Source organism: Microbacterium sp. 3J1 (assembly GCF_001049495.1).
Taxonomy (GTDB): Bacteria; Actinomycetota; Actinomycetes; order Actinomycetales; family Microbacteriaceae; genus Microbacterium.
Window position 1 is genome coordinate 17,136 of sequence record NZ_CDWI01000010.1, and the last position, 19,055, is coordinate 36,190.

At 70.2% G+C, this 19,055-nt stretch carries 15 protein-coding genes; 7 read left to right on the top strand and 8 right to left on the bottom strand.

What is annotated here, in order from left to right:
- Nucleotides 1–88 precede the first annotated feature (88 nt).
- Nucleotides 89–559: a recombinase family protein gene (locus BN2660_RS07875; RefSeq protein ID WP_091229772.1), complete on the bottom strand. Its 471-nt coding sequence runs from the start codon at nt 557–559 to the stop codon at nt 89–91.
- 72 nt (nt 560–631) lie between these two features.
- A complete protein-coding gene (locus BN2660_RS07880; protein ID WP_091229775.1) occupies nt 632–1,621 on the bottom strand; it encodes a malate dehydrogenase in 990 nt (329 codons plus the stop codon).
- A 50-nt stretch (nt 1,622–1,671) separates the two neighbouring features.
- Here BN2660_RS07880 and BN2660_RS07885 point away from each other — a divergent pair, with 50 nt between their 5' ends.
- A complete protein-coding gene (locus BN2660_RS07885; protein WP_091229779.1) occupies nt 1,672–2,553 on the top strand; it encodes a KPN_02809 family neutral zinc metallopeptidase in 882 nt (293 codons plus the stop codon).
- A gap of 18 nt (nt 2,554–2,571) precedes the next feature.
- On the opposite strand, the gene BN2660_RS07890 is transcribed toward BN2660_RS07885, so the two are convergent.
- From BN2660_RS07890 to BN2660_RS07905, 4 genes are all read right to left on the bottom strand, one after another.
- Entirely contained in the window at nt 2,572–4,341 is a 1,770-nt protein-coding gene (locus BN2660_RS07890) for an aldehyde dehydrogenase family protein (RefSeq protein ID WP_091229781.1), read from the bottom strand.
- 27 nt (nt 4,342–4,368) lie between these two features.
- Nucleotides 4,369–5,778: an MFS transporter gene (locus tag BN2660_RS07895; protein ID WP_091229785.1), complete on the bottom strand. Its 1,410-nt coding sequence runs from the start codon at nt 5,776–5,778 to the stop codon at nt 4,369–4,371.
- Nucleotides 5,779–5,861: 83 nt separating this feature from the next.
- Nucleotides 5,862–6,125: a glutaredoxin family protein gene (locus tag BN2660_RS07900; RefSeq protein WP_091229789.1), complete on the bottom strand. Its 264-nt coding sequence runs from the start codon at nt 6,123–6,125 to the stop codon at nt 5,862–5,864.
- A gap of 115 nt (nt 6,126–6,240) precedes the next feature.
- Nucleotides 6,241–6,699 (bottom strand): FAD synthase family protein, encoded by a 459-nt coding sequence (locus tag BN2660_RS07905; protein WP_091229792.1) that lies wholly within the window; start codon nt 6,697–6,699, stop codon nt 6,241–6,243.
- A gap of 164 nt (nt 6,700–6,863) precedes the next feature.
- Here BN2660_RS07905 and BN2660_RS07910 point away from each other — a divergent pair, with 164 nt between their 5' ends.
- The gene (locus BN2660_RS07910) at nt 6,864–8,042 is read left to right on the top strand and encodes a glycosyltransferase (protein WP_255305080.1); all 1,179 of its coding nucleotides are present in this window, start codon (nt 6,864–6,866) and stop codon (nt 8,040–8,042) included.
- Nucleotides 8,043–8,052: 10 nt separating this feature from the next.
- On the opposite strand, the gene BN2660_RS07915 is transcribed toward BN2660_RS07910, so the two are convergent.
- Both BN2660_RS07915 and BN2660_RS07920 read right to left on the bottom strand, forming a co-directional pair.
- Nucleotides 8,053–9,363, bottom strand: coding sequence for a UDP-glucose dehydrogenase family protein (locus tag BN2660_RS07915; protein WP_091229799.1), 1,311 nt, complete (start codon nt 9,361–9,363; stop codon nt 8,053–8,055).
- A 14-nt stretch (nt 9,364–9,377) separates the two neighbouring features.
- On the bottom strand, nt 9,378–11,660 hold the full coding sequence (locus tag BN2660_RS07920) for a glycosyltransferase (protein WP_091229803.1): 2,283 nt from the start codon (nt 11,658–11,660) through the stop codon (nt 9,378–9,380).
- A 136-nt stretch (nt 11,661–11,796) separates the two neighbouring features.
- Here BN2660_RS07920 and BN2660_RS07925 point away from each other — a divergent pair, with 136 nt between their 5' ends.
- The 5 genes from BN2660_RS07925 (at nt 11,797) to BN2660_RS07945 (ending at nt 19,055) form a co-directional block, all read left to right on the top strand.
- On the top strand, nt 11,797–12,777 hold the full coding sequence (locus BN2660_RS07925; RefSeq protein WP_091229807.1) for a glycosyltransferase family 2 protein: 981 nt from the start codon (nt 11,797–11,799) through the stop codon (nt 12,775–12,777).
- Between the two features lie 60 nt (nt 12,778–12,837).
- A complete protein-coding gene (locus BN2660_RS07930) occupies nt 12,838–13,566 on the top strand; it encodes a CDP-alcohol phosphatidyltransferase family protein (RefSeq protein WP_091229810.1) in 729 nt (242 codons plus the stop codon).
- A gap of 1 nt (nt 13,567) precedes the next feature.
- Nucleotides 13,568–14,563 carry a glycosyltransferase family 2 protein gene (locus BN2660_RS07935; protein WP_255305081.1) on the top strand — a complete coding sequence of 332 codons (996 nt, stop codon included), beginning with the start codon at nt 13,568–13,570 and terminating at the stop codon, nt 14,561–14,563.
- Complete coding sequence (locus tag BN2660_RS07940; RefSeq protein ID WP_091229815.1) at nt 14,560–15,216, top strand: hypothetical protein; 657 nt, start codon at nt 14,560–14,562, stop codon at nt 15,214–15,216. Before BN2660_RS07935 ends, BN2660_RS07940 begins: the two co-directional genes overlap by 4 nt.
- 176 nt (nt 15,217–15,392) lie before the next feature.
- Entirely contained in the window at nt 15,393–19,055 is a 3,663-nt protein-coding gene (locus BN2660_RS07945; RefSeq protein WP_141651261.1) for a PKD domain-containing protein, read from the top strand.

Genomic DNA, 19,055 nt, shown 5'->3' on the forward strand with positions numbered 1-19,055 from the left:
GCGCCGGCTCACGCCGGTCGGCGGCGTCTCACGCCGGCCCGCGGTCCGGCTGCGCCCGTCTGCGATCGAAAGGTTCGAAGGGTGAGGCTCAGCGCACGGCGTCGGCGAGGTGACGCGCGTCGTGGCTCAGCACCTTGACGATGATCCCGTGACGACGAAGCTCGGCAGCGGTGCGGGTGCCTTCCTCGGCATCGCGGCCGAGCGCCTTCATGTTCGCGACGACGAGCACGTCGCCGGGCTTGAGCGTGGCGATGAGGCGCGAGAGGCGGTCGCTCCAGCTCTCGAGGATGTCGGGCGCCGGGTGGCGGAACCCTTCGATCGGAACTCCGAATCGCGTGAGGTCCTCGCGCTGCTCGACGACAGAGGGCATTCCCTCGCGGGAGACGACGAGACCGACCAGGCGAGAGCCGTCGGGTCGGGCCAGCCAGAAGTCGCGGTTCTGCTGCAGCTCGGTGAAGCACTTGGGGCACTCAGCGGCCGCGTGCGGCAGGTGCAGCGGGCTGGTCAGCGCCTCGTCGACGGATGCCGTCGCCTTCATGGAATCAGTCGTCTCGCTCATCGCGCACCTCCGGCTTCCATTCTGCCCTGATCGAGGGCTGAGCGGTGACCGTTCAGGGCGCGGATGCGCGGCTCAGAGCAGCCCGAGAGCCTGCACGGCGTCGCGTTCGCCGATCAGTTCCGCGACGGAGGCGTCGATCCGAGCGCGCGACCACTCGCTCACCTCGAGCCCCTCCACGATCCGCCATTCGCCGTCGATCGACCGCACGGGGAACGACGAGATCAGTCCGGCCGGAACGCCGTACTCGCCATGCGACACGACGCCCGCCGACGTCCAGTCCTCGGAGCCGCGCACCCAGTCGCGCACATGATCGATCGTCGCACTCGCCGCGGACGCGACCGACGATGATCCGCGCACCTCGATGATCTCCGCCCCGCGCTTCGCGACCCGCGGGATGAAGGTCTCGTCGAGCCAGGTCGGGACGTCGCCGACGATCGCCTCGAGGGCGTCGACGACCGGCTTGCCGCCCACCGTGGCGAAGGACACGTCGGGGAACTGCGTCGCCGAGTGGTTGCCCCAGATCGGCACGCGTCGCACCGTGTCGACCGGTACTCCGAGGGTCTGGGCGAGCTGAGCCCGCGCGCGGTTCTCATCCAGACGCGTCAGCGCCGTGAACCGCTCGGCGGGAACCCCGTCGGCGGAGGCGGCGGCGATGAGTGCGTTCGTGTTCGCGGGATTGCCGACGACGGTCACACGCACGTCGGGCGACGCGTGGGCGGCGATCGCGGCACCCTGAGGGCCGAAGATGCCTGCGTTCGCGGCGAGCAGGTCCGCGCGCTCCATTCCCGGACCCCGAGGGCGTGCGCCCACGAGCAGGGCGAGATCGGTCCGGTCGAAACCGACGGCCGGGTCATCCGTCACCTCGACGTGCTCCAGGAGCCCGAACGCCCCGTCCTGCAGCTCGAGGGCCGCACCTTCTGCGGCGCCGAGTCCCTGCGGGATCTCGAGCAGTCGCAGGCGCACCTTCTCGTCCGGTCCGAGCAGGTCGCCGGCGGCGATGCGGAACAGCAGCGCGTAGCCGATCTGGCCGCCCGCGCCCGTGATGGTGATCGTGGTGGTCATGCTCCGAGCCTACGTCCGATGCGGCCTCGCGGGCAGAGTACCCTCGTGGCATGACTTTCAATCCCGACGCCGACGTCTCCGGAAACACCGCACGCAGACGGGGACGCGGCGCCGTCGTCGCCGGCGCGGGCGGCGTCGGCCTGCTCGGGATCATCGCGCTGATCGCGGGCCCGCTCCTCGGCATCGACCTCTCGGGGCTGATCGGCGGCGGCGGTGCGACCGGAGGCGGTTCCGAGCCCGCGGGCGGCAGCGTCATCGAGAACTGCGAGACCGGTGAGGACGCCAACCAGAACGTCGACTGCCGCGTCGCCAGCTCTCAGCTCGCGCTCGACGGCTACTGGGAGGACCAGGTCGAGCCGTACCGGGCGCCCGGGCTCATCATCGTCGACGGCTCCACGCCGACCGGCTGCGGCACCGCGTCGAACGCGGTCGGACCCTTCTACTGCCCGCCCGACGAGACCGTCTACATCGACCCGTCGTTCTTCACCCTCATGCAGCAGCAGTTCGGAGCCTCCGCGGGCAACCTCGCCCAGCTCTACATCGTCGGTCACGAGTGGGGCCACCACATCCAGTACATCACCGGCGTCATGGACCGGTATCCGAACAACGGCACCGGTCCCGACAGCAACGGCGTGCGGGTGGAGCTGCAGGCCGACTGCTACGCCGGGGCCTGGATCGGCCAGATGACGCAGGAGAAGGACAAGAACGGCGTGCCCTACCTCGAGGCGCCGACGGAGGCGCAGCTGCAGGATGCGGTGAACGCCGCCTACACCGTCGGCGACGATCACATCCAGGAGCAGTCCGGCTTCGTGAACCCGGAGAGCTTCACGCACGGCACGAGCGAGCAGCGGAAGTTCTGGTTCGCGAACGGATATCAGAACGGTCTGGGCGTGTGCGATCAGCCGCTCACGCTCGCGGGGGGCGAGCTGTAGGCATCCGGATCGCTGCGTTCAGGCGCGGAGTGCTCTCGTCAGCGTGGCGAGCAGGCCGCCCACCCCGCCGGTGGCGCGATGTCTGGTCAGCCCTTCGCTGACGGCGGCACCGGTGCGCGACGACACGAACCAGGGTGGCTTCGGCAGGATCGACATGCGGCCGCCGCCGTTGACGAGGGGCAGCGAGCGGGGGAAGGGCCGGAACGGGCCGCGGATGACCGAGCGCTCGACGCGATCGAGGAGCAGGGCGTTGTGCACGACGCCGATGCCGCTGCCGACGTCGGCGATCGTGCTGCCGGGGAACGCACCCCAGGTGAGGGTGGGGGTGATGAAGCCGAAGGCCGTCCAGCCGTTGATCGCGATCGATCCGTATCGCAGCGCCGCGATCGCTCGCTCGAAGGCAGGGCCGAGGGACTTCTCGGTGGCGGGGTCGATCAGCAGATTCGCACCCAGCGTGCCCTGCAGGTTCTCGTTCGCGTACGCGACGGCGCCGTCGAGGAACTCCTGGCCGGTGCCCGGCACGGTGACGACGCCCAGTACCGGTGCGAAGTACTCGGTGCGCTGCAGGGCGGTCGGGTCGTCACCGTCGCCGATCTCCACGAGCAGGCGATCGCCGAGCACGAGGGCGTCGGGGTAGGCATCCGTCGCGAGGTCCATGCGCGAGGAGGAGCCCGGGTACCAGGTCAGCCGTTCCGGAGCGTTGGCGTAGGCGCGGCGCAGTGCGGCGCGGAACGCATCGGCCTGCGCCCAGTCCGCGGAGATGATGACGACCTGACCTGCGATGCAGTTGTGTCCGCAGTTCTGCAGACGCATGGTCGCGACGTGCTCGGCCTGATACGCGAGGTCGGCGTCGGTCCAGTCGCCGGGCACGACGATGATGGGGGAGACGCCCCCGAGTTCGGCGGTGATGGGCTTCTTCAGCTGCGGGCGGTTCTCGCGGCGCCTGCGGGTCGCTGCGGCTCCTCTGCCCCAGACGATGGCGTCGAACGTCGCGGCCGAGCCGGTGATGTGGACGTGCGAGATTCCGGGGTGAGCAGTGAGGTGCTCCCCGACCGCGGGACCGCCGCGCACGATGCGCAGGAGGCCGGGGCCGATGAGGGGTGCGAACGCGCGCTTGTAGACGGGCACGAGGGCGTCCTGGGTCGGATTCACCTTGAGCAGGGCGGTGCGGTTGTGCGCGAGCAGTTCGTAGAGGACGTCGAGCACGGGGATCGAGGTCACGTTGCCTGCGCCGAGCACGAGCCCGACGCCGCCCGATGCGGCGGGGGTGCGCTGCGCGAGTCCTGCCGATGCCCTGGCCGCACCGGGGGTGACGCCGGGTTCGAGCCACACCTCGCCCGTGTACCCCGAGAGCAGCAGGCGGTCGATCCCGGTCAGGGGGAACGCGTGCACGCGGGTGCGACCTCCCGGCGCGCGGTCGACCCGGATGCCGTCCAGCGGGTTCCTGCCGTGCGCCAGCCGCGACAGCGTCTCGATGTACGCGTCGAGGGCGCCGAGCGCGCTGTAGGGCCCGCTCAGCCACTCCTCCCCGCGCAGCGGATGCCTGTCGTCGAGGCCCTTCGATGCGGCGGCGGTGGTCGCCCAGTCCTCGGCCGCCGCGGCGACGCTCGTCCGCACTGCTCGCAGCAGCGTGATCCGCTGGGCGAGGGTGAGAGCGGCCCACGTGCGGGTTCCCGTCTGGAGCTCGTCGATCGCGGCGTCGAGGCGGACGCGTTCCGTCTCGCCGAGCTCGGATCCGGTGACCGCACCGGTCGCAGGTGAAACGGGCGGCGTGCTCGCGGAAGTCATCGGCGTCTCCTTCGGTGGGGTTTCAGCTTAGGCGGGGGCGATCTCGACGTCGGCTCGACGCAGGTGGTAGCCGCGCAGCGCGACGAGGCTCGCCGCCATGAGCGCGGCGGGGAGGATGCTGAAGCTCAGCACGATGCCCGTGATGGCGGCGGCCGGCTGTGCGGTCGTCGCACCTGCGACGGTGGACACGTAGCCCGTCGCGGCCAGGGTGAGGGACACGACAGTGGCACCCAGTGCGAATCCCACCGTCTCACCGGCCGTCCACACCCCGGTGAACGTTCCGGCTCGTCCACGGCCATGCCGGTGCTCGTCGTGCGAGATCACGTCGGGCAGCATCGCCATCGGCAGCGACTGCAATCCGGCGTAGGCGACGCCGGCCACCGCGATCGACCCGAACATCCATGTGCCCGGCGTCCACACGGCGAGAGTGAGCGACGCGGCGGCGACGAGGAAGACGGTGCTCGCGACGGCGAACGCCCGTTCCTTGCCGATGCGCCGGGCGACCAGCGTCCACACGGGCGTGGCCAGCAGCGCCGGCCCGACGAGCGCGACGAAGACGAGCGTCACGGCCGCCTCCGACCGCAGCACCCACGTGGCGACATACTGCGCGGACGCGAGCATCGTCCCGGTCGCCAGGGCCTGGAGCAGGAAGGTGGCCAGCAGTGCACGGAACGGCGTGCTGCGGCGCAGTGCGTCCGCACCGGCCGCGTACTGCGCGCGGATTCCCGCGGGCACCTCGACGGGTGAGACGGAGCTCGTCGCCGAGGTGGCGCGCACGACGGCGAGGCGGCGGGCCGCGGCATCCGCTGTTCTCGCGGCGACGAGCATGCCGATCCCGATCGCGAGTCCTGCCACCGCACCCATGAGCAGGTATCCCGTGACCTGGTCGGCGCCGGCGGAGCGCAGCTCGGGACCACCGGCGCCGAACAGCAGGATGGCCGCGGTCAGCACCACCACCCGCCAGCCGAGCAGACGCGTGCGCTCGTCGTAGCTGGCGGTGAGTTCGGCGGGCAGGGCGACATAGGGCACCTGGAAGAGGCTGAACGCCGTCGCGGTCGCGACGAAGGCCAGCAGCACGCACACGGCTCCTGCCGCCGGGCCCCACGAGGGCGGCACCGCGAATGTGAGGGCGAAGAAGACCGGGAGCGTGAGCGCGCCGATCACCATGAGACCCCGGCGGGAACCGCTTCGCGCGAGCTGGCGGTCGGATGCCGCGCCGATGAGCGGGTCGATGAGGACGTCCCAGATCTTCGCCGCGGTCACGATGAGGCCGGCGGCGAGGGCGGCGACGCCGAGGTTGTCGGTGAGGAAATAGGTGAGAACGAGGCCGGGCAGGGTGGCGTATCCGCCGGTGCCGAGCGACCCGGCCGCGTACAGTGCGATCGTTCCGACGGACAGGCGGACGGACGCTCGGTCAGGCCGAGCCTCGGTGCTCATCGCGCCAGTGTATCGGTGGGTACCGCACGCGCGACCCCGGGGCGAGGGCCATCATCGAGCCGCCCGCGCCCGGCGGCAGGACCTCAGATCAGGGCGAGTTCGCGCAGCTTCGACTCGACGTCGGCGTTCGAGGGCTCGACGTGGTGCGAGGAGTCGGGGTACACGACGACCGGGATGCTCGTGCGGCCCGAGATCTCCTTCGCGACGTCGGCGGCGGAGGGGTCGGCGACGAGGTCGACATAGGTGTACTCGATGCCGAGGCCGTCGAGCTGCTTCTTGGTGCGGATGCAGTCACGGCACCAGTCGGCGCCGAACATCGTGATCGCGGATGCTGCGGGAGAGGTCATGAATCCAGCGTACGGTGGCACGGCTGGGGGAGGGCCGGATGCTCGGCGTCGCCGATCACCGCGGGCGCGGAGTCCCGGCGTGCGGCCCGTCGGGCGGGCCGCACGCGAGCGCGTGTCAGCGGGACGCGAGCGCGGGCACGCCCAGGGACGCCCCCGCGGTGATCGCGTCGAGTGCCCGGCGCAGCGACGAGCTCGACGTGTGCGCCGTGTACGGGAAGTACACGACCTCGACGCCGACCTCTGCGAACTCGCGTTCGAGCCGCAGGCCCTTGTCGGTGCCTCGCCAGTCGTCGCCCTTGAAGAAGTGCGTGAACTGCACCTCCTGCCACGAGTCCATCTTCGACGGAGTCGTCTCGACGTAGACGTCGTCGACGAACGAGATGTGGCGGACGATCTCCGCCCGCTCCGCGGTCGGGATGACGGGCTCGATGCCCTTCACCTGCCGCAGCATCTCATCGCTGACGACACCCGCGACGAGGACGTCGCAGTGCTGCTTGGCGTGACGAAGAAGGTTCAGATGCCCGACGTGAAACAGGTCGAAGGCACCAACGGCATAGCCGACGCGCGTCCCCATGATCTCCCCAGATCAGTGATTCCCCAGAGTGCGGATCCCCATCCGCACAGCGACTCCCACAGCCGCATCCCTGCACTCTAGCAGGAACCGGTTTCGCCGCGCATAGGAACCCGTGGAACTATGGATGCCGCAGCGGATGCGAACAGCAGCGAAGGGGGATGCTCGTGACGACAGCGGTCACCGTCATCGTCCCCACGTTCAACGAGCGCGACAACGTCGCGGAGCTCGTCGCACGGACGGCCGAGGCGCTCGCCGGATACGACGCGGAGATCCTCTTCGTCGACGACAGCTCCGACGACACCGCGGCCGAGGTCGCACGCGTCGCCGCCGATGCGCCTCTGCCCGTGCGCGTCATCCATCGCCCCGAGAACACGGGCGGGCTCGGCGGCGCGGTGGTCGTCGGACTCCATGCCGCGGCCGCCGACCTCTGCATCGTGATGGACGGCGATCTGCAGCATCCGCCCGAACTGCTCCCCGCGCTGCTGGCCAGGCACGCCGAGGCCGACGCCGACGTGGTCGCCGCATCACGCTACATCGGCGGCGGCGACACCAGCGGTCTCGGCACCGCCGTGCGCTTCGGGGTGTCGCGCGCGGCGACGTGGCTGACCCGGGCGATGTTCCCCATCCGGCTCTCGCGCAGCACGGACCCGATGACCGGGTTCTTCCTCGTGGACCGCAGCCGGCTCGACCTGCCGGCGCTCAAGCCGCAGGGATTCAAGATCCTGCTCGAGATCCTCGCCCGCACCGACCTTCGCATCGCCGAGATCCCGATGGAGTTCGCCGAGCGGCGGCACGGCACCTCGAAGGCGAGCCTGCGTCAGGGGGCGACGTTCGTCGCGCACCTCGCGAGACTCCGCTTCGGCAAGATGTCGCTGTTCGCCCTGATCGGCGCGATCGGAGCGGCCGCCAACCTCGGCATCATGTGGATGCTGACGGCATTCGGCGTCCCCTACATCTGGGCGGCGATCATCGGCGCCGAGGTCACCATCATCGGCAACTTCCTCCTGCAGGAGCGCTTCGTCTTCGCCGACATGCGCACCGATGCCAGGGCTCTCCGGGTGCGCTTCGCCAGCTCCTTCGCCTTCAACAACGTCGAGGCCGCGCTGCGCATCCCCGTGATGGCGCTCATGGTCGAGACGTGGCACATCTCGAGCGTCCTCGCCACAGGGCTGTCGCTGATCGTGGCTTTCTTCGCGCGCTTCCTGTTCCACTCGCTCGTGGTGTACGCGCCGCAGCGACGGCGAGGGGCGGATGCCGCGGCGTCGGAGCCGAAGCCCGACACGGCGACGCTGCGGGTGATGCGGGCCATCGACGCCGAGGCCATGAAGCCCGGCGAGCTCTGAGCCCCTCGCCTCAGGGGCGTCCCATGCCGACGTAGGTCCACCCGGCCGCGCGCCACGCCGCGGCGTCGAGGCCGTTGCGGCCGTCGACGATGATCCGGCCGGCGGTCAGGGTCGACGCGTGCTCGGGAGACAGATTGCGGCGGTACTCGTCCCACTCCGTGACGAGGATGACGGCGTCCGCGTCGCGCAGCGCCTCGTCCCGGTCCTCGACGTAGGTGAGCTGCGGATGCTGTCGCCGCGCGTTCTCGATCGCCTGCGGGTCGGTGACCGTGACCTCGGCGCCGAGGCCGCGCAGGCGCACGGCGACGTCGAGCGCGGGCGAATCGCGGATGTCGTCGCTGTGCGGCTTGAAGGCGGCTCCGAGTACCGTGATCCGCTTCCCGACCACGCTGTGGTCGAGGGCGTCGAGCACGAGCGTCACCGCCCGCTCGCGGCGGCGCAGGTTGATGGCATCCACCTCGCGGAGGAATCCGACGGACTCTCCGCGGCCGAGCTCTTCGGCACGGGCCGCGAACGCTCTGATGTCCTTGGGTAGGCAGCCGCCGCCGAACCCGATGCCCGCACCGAGGAACCGGCGTCCGATGCGGACGTCGTGCCCGATCGCCTCGGCGAGCTGGGTGACGTCTGCTCCGGTGACCTCGGCGATCTCGGCCATCGCGTTGATGAAGGAGATCTTGGTCGCGAGGAACGCGTTCGCGGCGACCTTGACGAGCTCGGCGGTGGCGAGGTCGGTGACGAGGAACGGCGTGCCCTTCGACACCGCCGGGTGGTAGACCTCGCGGAGGACGTCGGCGGCGGCGTCGCCCGCCTCGCCTGCGGGCACCCCCACGACCAGGCGGTCGGGATCGATGGTGTCCTTCACTGCGAACCCCTCACGGAGGAACTCGGGGTTCCAGACCAGGGTCGCGCCGGTGCTCTCCACGAGGGGCGTCAGATCGGCGGCCGTGCCCACCGGTACGGTGGACTTCCCCGCGACGACGTCGCCGGGCGACAGATACGGGGCGAGGCCCTCGAACGCGCCGTTCACGTACGTGAGGTCCGCCGCGTACCCGTCCTTCTGCTGCGGAGTGCCGACGCCGACGAAGTGGACCTTCGCGCCTCGGGCCTCGGACATGTCGGTGGTGAAGCGCAGGCGGCCGGAGGCGACGCCCTCTTTGAGGATGTCCTGCAGGCCGGGCTCGAAGAACGGGGCGTCGCCCTGTGAGAGGGACGCGATCTTGCGCTCGTCGACGTCGATTCCGACGACGTCGTGACCGATCGAGGCCATCGCGGCAGCGTGCACCGCGCCCAGATAGCCGCATCCGATGACAGAAAGCTTCACGGTGCTCCTTGGTGTCAGACCGCCGGTCGCCCGGTGGTGGTGTTCGTGGCGGAGTCGTCGACGACGACCGGATCGGCGGATCCGCGGGAGATCGAGACGGCGCGCCGGAAGGCGGCGAGGTGCTTGTCCCGGGAGACGGACCACTCGCGGGCGGAGAGGTCGGGGCGAGGCGCACGATCGGCTGCGGGCACGATCGCCTCGCGGAGGGAGTCCGGGGTCAGCTCGCCGTCGAAGAGCAGCACCCAGCCGGGGCCGACCTCTTCGGACAGCGCCCTGTTGACCTCGTTGTCCGGAACGAGCACCGGCCGGTCCACCGAGAGGGCGGCGAGAGCCGTGCCACTGTTGTGCATGTGGCGGTAGGGCAGCACGATCAGCTCGGCGGCCGTCATCGCGTGCACGAGCTCCTCGTCGTCGAGGTACCGGGGATCGATGGTGACCCGCGCATCACCCGCAGCGGTGTCGCGCAGGGTATCGACGAGGTCTGCCGTCGATGGCTTGCCGGCGATGTGCAGCGACGCGCCGGGGTCGTTCACGCGGGTGAACGCACTGACGAGGTCCTCCACGCCCTTGTACCGACGGATCAGGCCCACGTAGCCTATGCGGCCCGGGACCGCGGACCCGCCCATGAACGGGGCGAACCAGTCGCGGTAGTGCCCGTGCTCGATCGTCGTGCCCGGGATCCCCTCTCGGGGCGGCGTCTGGTCGTTCAGCCGGATGTCGAGCGTGGTCATCCGATCGATGCGCTCGAGGACGCCGTGGTCGAACGCGTTGATGTTCGTCGGGCGCTCGAGGTTGTGCACGGTGCGCACGAGCGGGACGCGCGTGATCCGCCAGCGGAGGAGGAGCAGAGAGGTCACTGCTCGCCGCACGGTGCGGCCACGCCAGTTGTGTCCGCCGACGAGGAGCTCGGGCCAGTGGAGGTGCACGACGTCGTATCGACCGAACAGGGCAGATGCCGGGCTGTAGGGCGTGACGTCTGCGACCTCGTTCAGCGAGCGGAACAGCTGGGTGATGTACGGGTTCGTCGTGCTCTTCGGGCGGCGGTAGGAGGCGAGGATGCGCAGCCGGCGGGTCTCGCCCGTCGTCGCGCCGCCGACCGTAGCGTCCCGCATGACATCGCGGTACCAGCCGGAGACCAGGTCGGGCAGCCGCGCGATCGACCACCGGTCGGTCGGGTGGCCTCCGGCATCCGCCGCCTCGCGCATCTTCTCCACGAGGTTGCCGACGATGTCGCCGTCCAGTGACGCGACGTGGCCGTTCGTGCCGGCGAGCGCAGGCGGACCGCCGAGCGGCAGACAGACCACGGGGCAGCCGATCGTGCTCGCCTCGGCGACCACCCAACCGGCCTGATCCCGCATCGAGGGGAAGAGGAAGACCTCGGCGTGGGCGATCGCGTCGAGCACGCGCTCGCGCGGCTGGTGACCGAGGAAGCGGACGCGATCGTCGAGACCGAGGCGATGGACGCGCGCGCGGAGGCGCTTCTCCTCGTAGCCGCCGCCGTAGAGGTCGAGGGTCCAATCGTCCGTGCGGGCGATCGCGTCGATCGCCATGGCCGCGCCCTTGAGCGCGATCAGTCTTCCGGCGAACACGGCCTTCCGCGGCGTGATCTCGTCTGCCCGAGGGGGGAGGTCGTCGAGCGTCGCGTTCGGCTCGACCACGACGGCCGCCGCGCGTCGCGCGAAGTGATCCGCGCCCTGCTGGTTCTGCGCGACGACCAGCGAGGCGCGCCGCGCCACCCGGTCCCCGACGAACCGCCGCACGACGGAGGTGAACGAACCGCGGATCAGCTCGGTCAGAGTGCCTCGGAGCCCCAGCCACCGCGAGAGACGCAGAGCGGGAGGCGTGCTCGCACCGCCGACGGGGCCCCAGACGAGGGGCACATCGGAGAGAGCGACCAGTCCGCACGGCATCCAGTCGTTGGCGAAGGAGACGTGGTGCGCGACGTCGAAGCGGAGCTCGGCGTGCAGGCGCCGTGCCGTGCGGCCGAGGCTCCGCTGCCACGCGGCGTAGTACCAGTACAGGTCCCAGGAGCGGCGCTTCAGACGCATCACCGCGGGAGGGAGGTCGAGGTAGGTCACGTGCAGCCGTCGTGCCAGGACGGGGTCGGCGGCGAGCGCATCCTCGATCGGCTGACGGAAGCGATGCCGGGTGATCACCCACACGTCGTGGTCCCTGGTGGCAGCGCGGGCGAGCTCCCAGCCGGCACGCGCCTCGGGCTCGGCGACCGGTCCGCACGCGTATCCGCCGATGAGCACGCGCGGGCGCCGCGGTGCATCCGAGCGATCTCCCGAACCCATCCAGACTCCCCCTACGTCGTGTGCCCCAGAGGCCCGCGCCTCCCCAGGCGCACGAACCTGTTGAATACTAAGTCATACAGGTCGTCCGGTGAGAGCCTCGCACTCGCGCGCACGGCACCCGACGGGGAGGAATCGGATGCTCGACGGCGACGAACACGCGACGGATGCCCTCTCGGTCGCGCTCTGCATACCGACGTTCCGCAGACCCGACGATCTCGCTCGACTGCTCGCCGCACTGCCCGAGGTGATCGAGACGGCGCGGTCGGAGGTCGCGATCGGGGAGGTCGCCGTGATCGTCGTCGACAACGATTCCGCCGCGAGCGCCGAGCAGACGGTGCGGGCCGCAGGAGTGCCCGCGCACTACGTGGTCGAGTCGGAACGCGGCGTGGTCGCGGTGCGCAACCGGGCGCTCGACGAGGCGGCCGGCCACGACATCGTGGTCTTCATCGACGACGACGAGACTCCGGCCGATGCGCGCTGGCTCAGCCGTCTGCTCGCCACCCGGGTGGAGCACGACGCCACGGTCGTCGCCGGACCCGTGCGCACGGTGACCGACGAACCCCTGGACCCGTGGATCGTCGCTGGCGGATTCTTCGACCGGACGCACCGGGCGGGCCTGCGCACCGGAGCTCCGATCACTCGGGCGGCCACGAACAACCTGCTTCTCGACAGGCGGTTCGTCGCGGAGTCCGGCATCCGCTTCGACGCGAGATTCGGGCGCACCGGCGGCGAGGACTCGCTGTTCACATCGCAGCTGCATGCCGCGGGGGCCCACATGGTGTGGTGCGCCGAAGCGCTGGTGCTCGATCACCTGCCGGTCGAGCGCCGCACCCGCGCACACGCCCTGGAGCGCACCCGGGGCATGGCCAACGCCGGGGCGCGCGTCGCGCTCGCGCTCGCCGCCTCGCGTTCCGAGAGGATCGTGGTCCGCATGAAGGCGATCGTCTCGGGCGTCGTGCGATGGGCCGTCGGCGGCGTGCGAGGTGCGGTCGGTGCGCTGACGCGGTCCGAGCGCCTTCGCGCCACCGGGGCTCGGGAGCGGGCGCGCGGCCGCGGCAGCATCTCGGGTGCCGGGAATCGCACCCGCGACCTATACGGTGGTGGCGGGGTCCGATAAGACCGGGGAGCGGCACGGATGCGGGATCGAGAGACCCGCGGACTAGGGAGCGTGGGGCGGATGCAGGGGCAATCGACGACTTTCGGTGAGGCCTTCGCGAATCTGAAGGCGGCGCAGAAGGGGCATGCGCGCGGAGCGCCTGCCTACTCGGTCTACGTCAACCGCCGGATCGGTCGGGTGTTCGCGGCCTTCGCCCATACGCGGGGATGGACGCCGAATCAGGTGACGGCGATCAGTGCCGTGCACACGTTCGTCGGCATCGCGCTTCTCATCGCCCTCCCGCCGTCGTGGTGGAGCGGACTCCTGATCGCCGTGCTGCTCGCCTGCGGGTACGCATGGGACTCCGCCGACGGCCAGGTCGCGCGTCTGCGCGGAGGCGGCAGCGCCGCGGGGGAGTGGCTCGATCACTTCGTCGACGCGGCGAAGCTGTCGCTGCTGCATCTGGCGGTGCTCGTCGGTCTCTGGCTGCACACCCCCCTGCGCGACACCGCGTGGCTGCTCGTGCCGCTGGCGTTCTCCGCGATCTCGACGGTCACCTTCTTCGGGATGCTGCTGAACGACCTGCTGAAGGCATCACGGGGCTCGGCCTCGACGCACACGCGGGGCGGCGGCACGCTGCTGCGGTCGACCATCCTGCTGCCCACGGACTTCGGGGTCCTCTGCCTCGTCTTCGTGCTGTGGGGCTGGACCGACGGGTTCATCGTCGTCTACGCCCTGCTCGCCGCGGCGGCCCTGGCGTTCCTGGCGCTGGCCTCGGTGCGCTGGTTCCGCGAGATGAAGAGCCTGTGACGTGACGCGCGCGCTCGCGATCATCGTGGTGAACTACGCGTCCTCGGCGCTGCTGGCTGAGAACCTCGCGCGGACGGTCGCCGATGTCCGGCCCGCCCGCGTCGTCGTCGTCGACAACCTGTCGAACGCGCGGGAGCGCGAGGCCGTGAGATCCCTTGCGGAGGAGTCGGGATGGGATCTGCTCGAGCCCGACGCGAATCTCGGGTTCGGCGGCGGGATGAATCTCGGTGCCGACCGCGCCCTGGAGCGGGGGTGTGAGGATCTGCTCCTGCTCAATCCCGATGCCACCATCTCGGCGGACGCCGTGCGCGTGCTGCAGGAGCGTGCCGCGCGGGAGCGGATGCGGGCGTTCGCCCCCACCGTCCTCGACGGTTCGGGGCGGGTGTGGTTCGACGGCGCGGACGTCTACCTCTCCGACGGCCGGACGATGGGCGTGCGCAAGCGCGGGCTGCGGCCGGGTGACGACCGCTGGGAATGGCTGTCCGGCGCGTGCCTGCTCATTCCGGACGAGCTCTGGCGGGCCACCGGAGGATTCGACGAGGAGTACTTCCTCTATTGGGAGGACGTCGACTTCTCGCGGCGCGTGATCGCGGCCGGGGGTGATCTCGAGGTCGTCGGCGAGGCCACCGCGGTGCACGACGAGGGCGGCACGCAGGGTCGCGACCCGTCATCGCGCGCGAAGTCCGAGGGCTACTACTACTACAACATCCGGAATCGGCTGCTCTTCGCGGCCAAGCACCTCGACGACGACGGCCTGCGACGGTGGCGGCGCGGCGCCTGGGCGTCTGCGAAGGAAGTGCTCCTGCGCGGTGGTCGTCGGCAGTTCCTGCGTCCGTGGGGGCCGCTCGGTGCGGCCTACCGGGGGGTGCGCGACGGGCGGCGGCTGTCGATAACGAATCGGCGCGCACTTCGCTCGCCCGCCGCCGGCGTGAGCGACCGGCGGTACAGTGCGAAGAGGGACGTCACCGCGGCGGATGACGGGCAGGGAGAAGCGTGACGGACCAGGAGAGCCCTTCGGAGGCCCCGAGCAAGCGACGCTGGTGGTGGATCGGCGGAGCCGCAGCGGCGGCCATCGCGGTGATCATCGCCATCGGCATCGCGACCGGATGGGGCGGCGGCACAGCCCCGACCCCAGAGGGCTCCGCTCCGGCGACGTCCGCGAGCGGATCGCCGTCGCCATCGCCGTCCGCATCCGATTCGGGCACGCCCGCGCCGGAGGAGGACGCAGAAGAGGTGCCTCCGACAGAGGCGCGCCCGACCGCTCCTCCCGTCGGACTCGATCAGCCGGCCGCACCGGCAGAGGACGTGCGCGTGAGTCTCGAATCGATCGACGCGATCACGGGTCAGGCATCCGTGCCCGGCGAGGTGCAGGGTCCCGCGCTCCAGATCGCGGTGAACGTCGAGAACCTCTCCTCCGAGGAGACGCTGACCGACACGATGATCGTGAACGTCTACTACGGTCCCGAGCGCACGCCGGCGAACATCCTCGTGCGCCCGCGCGAGGACCTTCCGGTGTCGATCGCCGCGGGTGAGACCGGCAAGGGACTCTACGCCTTCAGCGTCCCCGAGGCCGCGCGCGGCCAGGTCGTCGTGGAGGTCGACCTCTCCCTCGACCTCCCTGTCGTGCTGTTCGAGGGCGCCGTCTCCTGACTCACAGCCTCCGCGATGGTGGAGGATCTGACCGCATGCGAGCGAAAACCGATATATCCGCTCTTTACAAGAGCGGCGCCGGGCTCTAGAGTCAAGTAGCTACACCGTTGGGGAATGGTGTGCTTCTTACTGGGGATTGGCCGCTATGCGGCCTCATGGCAATTGGGGATACGTCCATGCGCGCGAACACGCCGTTCTGGAAGTCATTGGCAGCAGTGGTCGTCGCGGCCTTCATCGGGACGCTGCTCGCAGTCGTGCCCGTGGCCGCGAACGCCGCCTCATGGGAGGATCAGCTTCCCCGAGAGGACTGGCCGGAGCCCGTGTCGGCAGACGCACTGCCGACGGTCCAGATCGGCAACGGAGTGATCTGGGGCGTCGAGGTCGCGGGCAACACCGCGTTCGCGGTCGGCGAGTTCAGCACCGCCCGGCCGGCCGGCGCGGCTCCCGGCGTCAACGAGGTGCCGCGGGCCAACTTCCTGGCGTTCAACGTCACGACGGGTGAACTGCTCCCGTTCGCGCCGACCTTCAACGCCGTCGTCAAGGACGCGGCCGTCACCCCCGACGGCACCAAGCTCGTCGTCGTCGGCAACTTCACGCAGGTCAACGGACAGACCCGCAACCGCATCGCGGTGTTCGACCTGGCGACCGGCCAGCTCGCCGCACTGTCGAAGACCCCTGAGCTCAACGGACCGGCCAGCACGGTCGCACTGACCAACACCGTCGCGTACGTCGGCGGCTACTTCAGCGCCGTCAACGGAGAGAGCAGCGCGCGAATCGGCGCGATCCGCCTCACCAACGGAAACATCGTCGCGGCATTCCGCGCCCGCTTCACCGACGCGGACGGCGTGCGCCAGCCGACGATCCCCGACAACCAGGTGCTCGCGCTGACCGTGAACAACGACGGCACCAAGGTGATGGCGGCCGGAAACTTCACCCGCGCGGCATTCGCCAACGGCGCCGGGGGCGCCGCCTACACGACGGCGAACGGTCGGGACGGCAACTCCCAGGGCTACGGCATCGCGATGTTCGACACCGCGGACGGCTCGAAGGCGGTCACCCTCAACGCGAACAGCGCCGTGCGCAACGCCGGCGGCAACGCCTGGATCTTCTCCCTCACCTCCGACGCCAACTACGCCTATGGCACGGGTGGGCACTGGGGCTCCGCAGGAACGATCGAGGGAGCGTTCTCCATCGACTGGTCCAGCGGAAACCTCAACTGGATCGAGGACTGCCACGGAGACAGCTACGACATCGCCTCGGTCGGCGACCTCGTGTACTCCGCGTCGCACTCGCACTACTGCGGCAACTCGGGCGGCTTCTCGCAGGTCGACCAGGGCGGCTGGACCTTCTACCACTCCACGGCGTGGAGCAAGGCGATCGCCGGCACGAACACCGCCGACCCGTACGGCTACCCGGACCACCCCGGCACCGCGCACCCGCAGCTGACGTACTGGTTCCCCTACACGCCCTCGGGCACGTACACGGGCAAGAATCAGGCCGTCTGGACGGTCGACGGCAACGAGCAGTACGTCGTCTACGGCGGGGAGTTCACCTCCGTCAACGGCGGCTCGCAGCAGGGCCTGGTCCGCTACACGGTGAAGTCGAACGCGCCGAACAAGCAGGGCCCGCGCCCGTCGCAGGAGCAGGAGCGTCAGGCGCACGACAACAACCAGACGTTCAACGCATGGTGGGCACCGAAGGTCAACTCCTCGATCCCCGGCGTCCTCCGGGCCTCGTTCCCGACCGTCTTCGACCGGGACGACACCGACCTGACCTACCGTCTCTACCTGGACTCCGAGAACGCGGCCGGGCTCGTCAAGGAGTACAAGCTCGACACGCCGTTCTGGCAGTACCAGAACCTCACGGCGAGCATCACCGGTCTCGCTCCCGGATCCGCGCATCAGCTGAGAGCGGTGGTGAGCGATCCCTACGGCAACACGTTCAAGTCCGACTGGGTCGCAGCGACCGTCGCCGCCGGCACCGCATCGCCCTACCTGCAGAGCGTCGCGAGCGATGACATCGCGCACCTGTGGCGCCTCGGTGAGGACACCGGCGTATCGGCCGACCTCGTCGGCGGCTCGAACCTGAACCTCGCAGGGCGCATGACCCGCGGCCAGACGGGCGCGATCTCGGGTGACACCGACAAGGCGATCGCGTTCAACACGAGCTCGTTCGCGAACCAGAACGACGGCAACGGATACTCCACGGTGGCCGAGCAGGGATCGAACACCTTCACGGTCGAAGCCTGGTTCCGGACGACGTCGACGAGCGGTGGCAAGATCATCGGCTTCGGCAGCTCGCAGACCGGCAACTCCGGGTCGTACGACCGTCAGGTGTACATGAACAACTCGGGGCAGCTGTACTTCGGCGTGTACCCGGGCGACACCCGCACCGTCAGCACGTCGGATTCGTACCGCGACGGACAGTGGCACCACGTGGTCGCGAGCCTCGGCTCGGACGGCATGAAGCTGTACGTCGACGGCGACCTCGAGGCCCAGCGGGCCGACACCACCACGGGGCAGTCCTACCAGGGCTACTGGCGGGTCGGCAACGACAACCTCAACGGCTGGCCGGGCGCCCCGTCGAGCGTGCAGTTCGAGGGCTCTCTCGACGAGGTGGCCGTCTACAACGAGGTGCTGTCGGCAGAGCGGGTCTCGTCCCACTACACGGTGGGCACGACCGGCACGCTTCCGAACACCGCGCCTACGGCTGCGATCGACGCGCCGGCGGTCAACGGTCTCGACGTCGCGTTCACCGGCGGAGGCACCGACAGCGACGGCACCGTCGCGTCGTACGGCTGGGACTTCGGCGACGGCACATCCGGGACCGGGGCGACAGTCTCCAAGACCTACGCGGCCGCCGGGACGTACACCGTGAAGCTCACGGTGACGGACGACGACGGAGCCACCGCCGAGGCCACCACGGAGGTGACGGTCGCGCCGATCCCGAACCAGGCGCCGACGGCGCAGTTCGCGACGCCGGCGATCGACTCGCTGACCGTCTCGGTCGATGGCAGCGCATCGACGGATCCCGATGGGACCGTCGCCGGCTACGCCTGGAACTTCGGTGACGGCGGCACCGCGTCGACCGCGACCGCGACGCACACCTATGCGGCGGCAGGCACGTACACGGTGACCCTCACGGTGACGGACGACGACGGGGCGACGGCGACGAAGACGGCTCAGGTGACGGTCACCAAGGCGGTCGTCGGTCTCATCGCTTCCGACGCCTTCGACCGGACCCTGGCGAACGCCTGGGGCACGGCGGACCTCGGCGGGGCCTGGACGCTCCGCGGGACCGCGAACCGGTTCTCGGTCACCGGCGGGCTCGGAAAGATGACCGTCCCGGCATCCTCGGCGAGCACGCTGTACGCCGACCTCAACGGGGTCAGCAGCGCGAACACGCGGATCGACGCGGTGTTCAGCGTCGATTCGCTGGTCGAGGGACAGTACGTCGCGCTCGTCGGACGCCGGGTCGGCACGACGAACTACATCGCCCGACTGCGGCTGCAGGCCGACGGCGGCGTGAAGCTGTACCTGCTCCAGGACGGCGCGACCGCGATCGCCCCGACCCTTCAGGTGCCGATCACGATCGTGCCGGGTGAGAAGTACGTGCTGAGCATGGAGGTCACGGGCACCAATCCCACGACCGTCAAGGCGAAGGTGTGGAAGCAGTCCGAGACCGAGCCGGCCACGTGGCAGCGGGAGGGCACCAACGCTCTCGCCGCGCTGCAGGTGCCCGGCGCGGTGTCGGTGTTCACCTACGTGCCGAGCACGCCCGCGGGCGGTGGAGTATCGTTCGACTCGATCACCGTCAAGGACCCGACCGCAGCGCAGTGA

Excerpts from the sequence above, each read along its gene's own strand:
- BN2660_RS07875 (WP_091229772.1), bottom strand. The coding sequence starts at position 559 with ATGAGCGAGACGACTGATTCCATGAAGGCGACGGCATCCGTCGACGAG.
- BN2660_RS07880 (WP_091229775.1), bottom strand. The coding sequence starts at position 1,621 with ATGACCACCACGATCACCATCACGGGCGCGGGCGGCCAGATCGGCTAC.
- BN2660_RS07920 (WP_091229803.1), bottom strand. The coding sequence starts at position 11,660 with ATGGGTTCGGGAGATCGCTCGGATGCACCGCGGCGCCCGCGCGTGCTC.
- BN2660_RS07900 (WP_091229789.1), bottom strand. The coding sequence starts at position 6,125 with ATGACCTCTCCCGCAGCATCCGCGATCACGATGTTCGGCGCCGACTGG.
- BN2660_RS07885 (WP_091229779.1), top strand. The coding sequence starts at position 1,672 with ATGACTTTCAATCCCGACGCCGACGTCTCCGGAAACACCGCACGCAGA.
- BN2660_RS07895 (WP_091229785.1), bottom strand. The coding sequence starts at position 5,778 with ATGAGCACCGAGGCTCGGCCTGACCGAGCGTCCGTCCGCCTGTCCGTC.
- BN2660_RS07905 (WP_091229792.1), bottom strand. The coding sequence starts at position 6,699 with ATGGGGACGCGCGTCGGCTATGCCGTTGGTGCCTTCGACCTGTTTCAC.
- BN2660_RS07930 (WP_091229810.1), top strand. The coding sequence starts at position 12,838 with ATGCAGGGGCAATCGACGACTTTCGGTGAGGCCTTCGCGAATCTGAAG.
- BN2660_RS07945 (WP_141651261.1), top strand. The coding sequence starts at position 15,393 with ATGCGCGCGAACACGCCGTTCTGGAAGTCATTGGCAGCAGTGGTCGTC.
- BN2660_RS07925 (WP_091229807.1), top strand. The coding sequence starts at position 11,797 with ATGCTCGACGGCGACGAACACGCGACGGATGCCCTCTCGGTCGCGCTC.
- BN2660_RS07890 (WP_091229781.1), bottom strand. The coding sequence starts at position 4,341 with ATGACTTCCGCGAGCACGCCGCCCGTTTCACCTGCGACCGGTGCGGTC.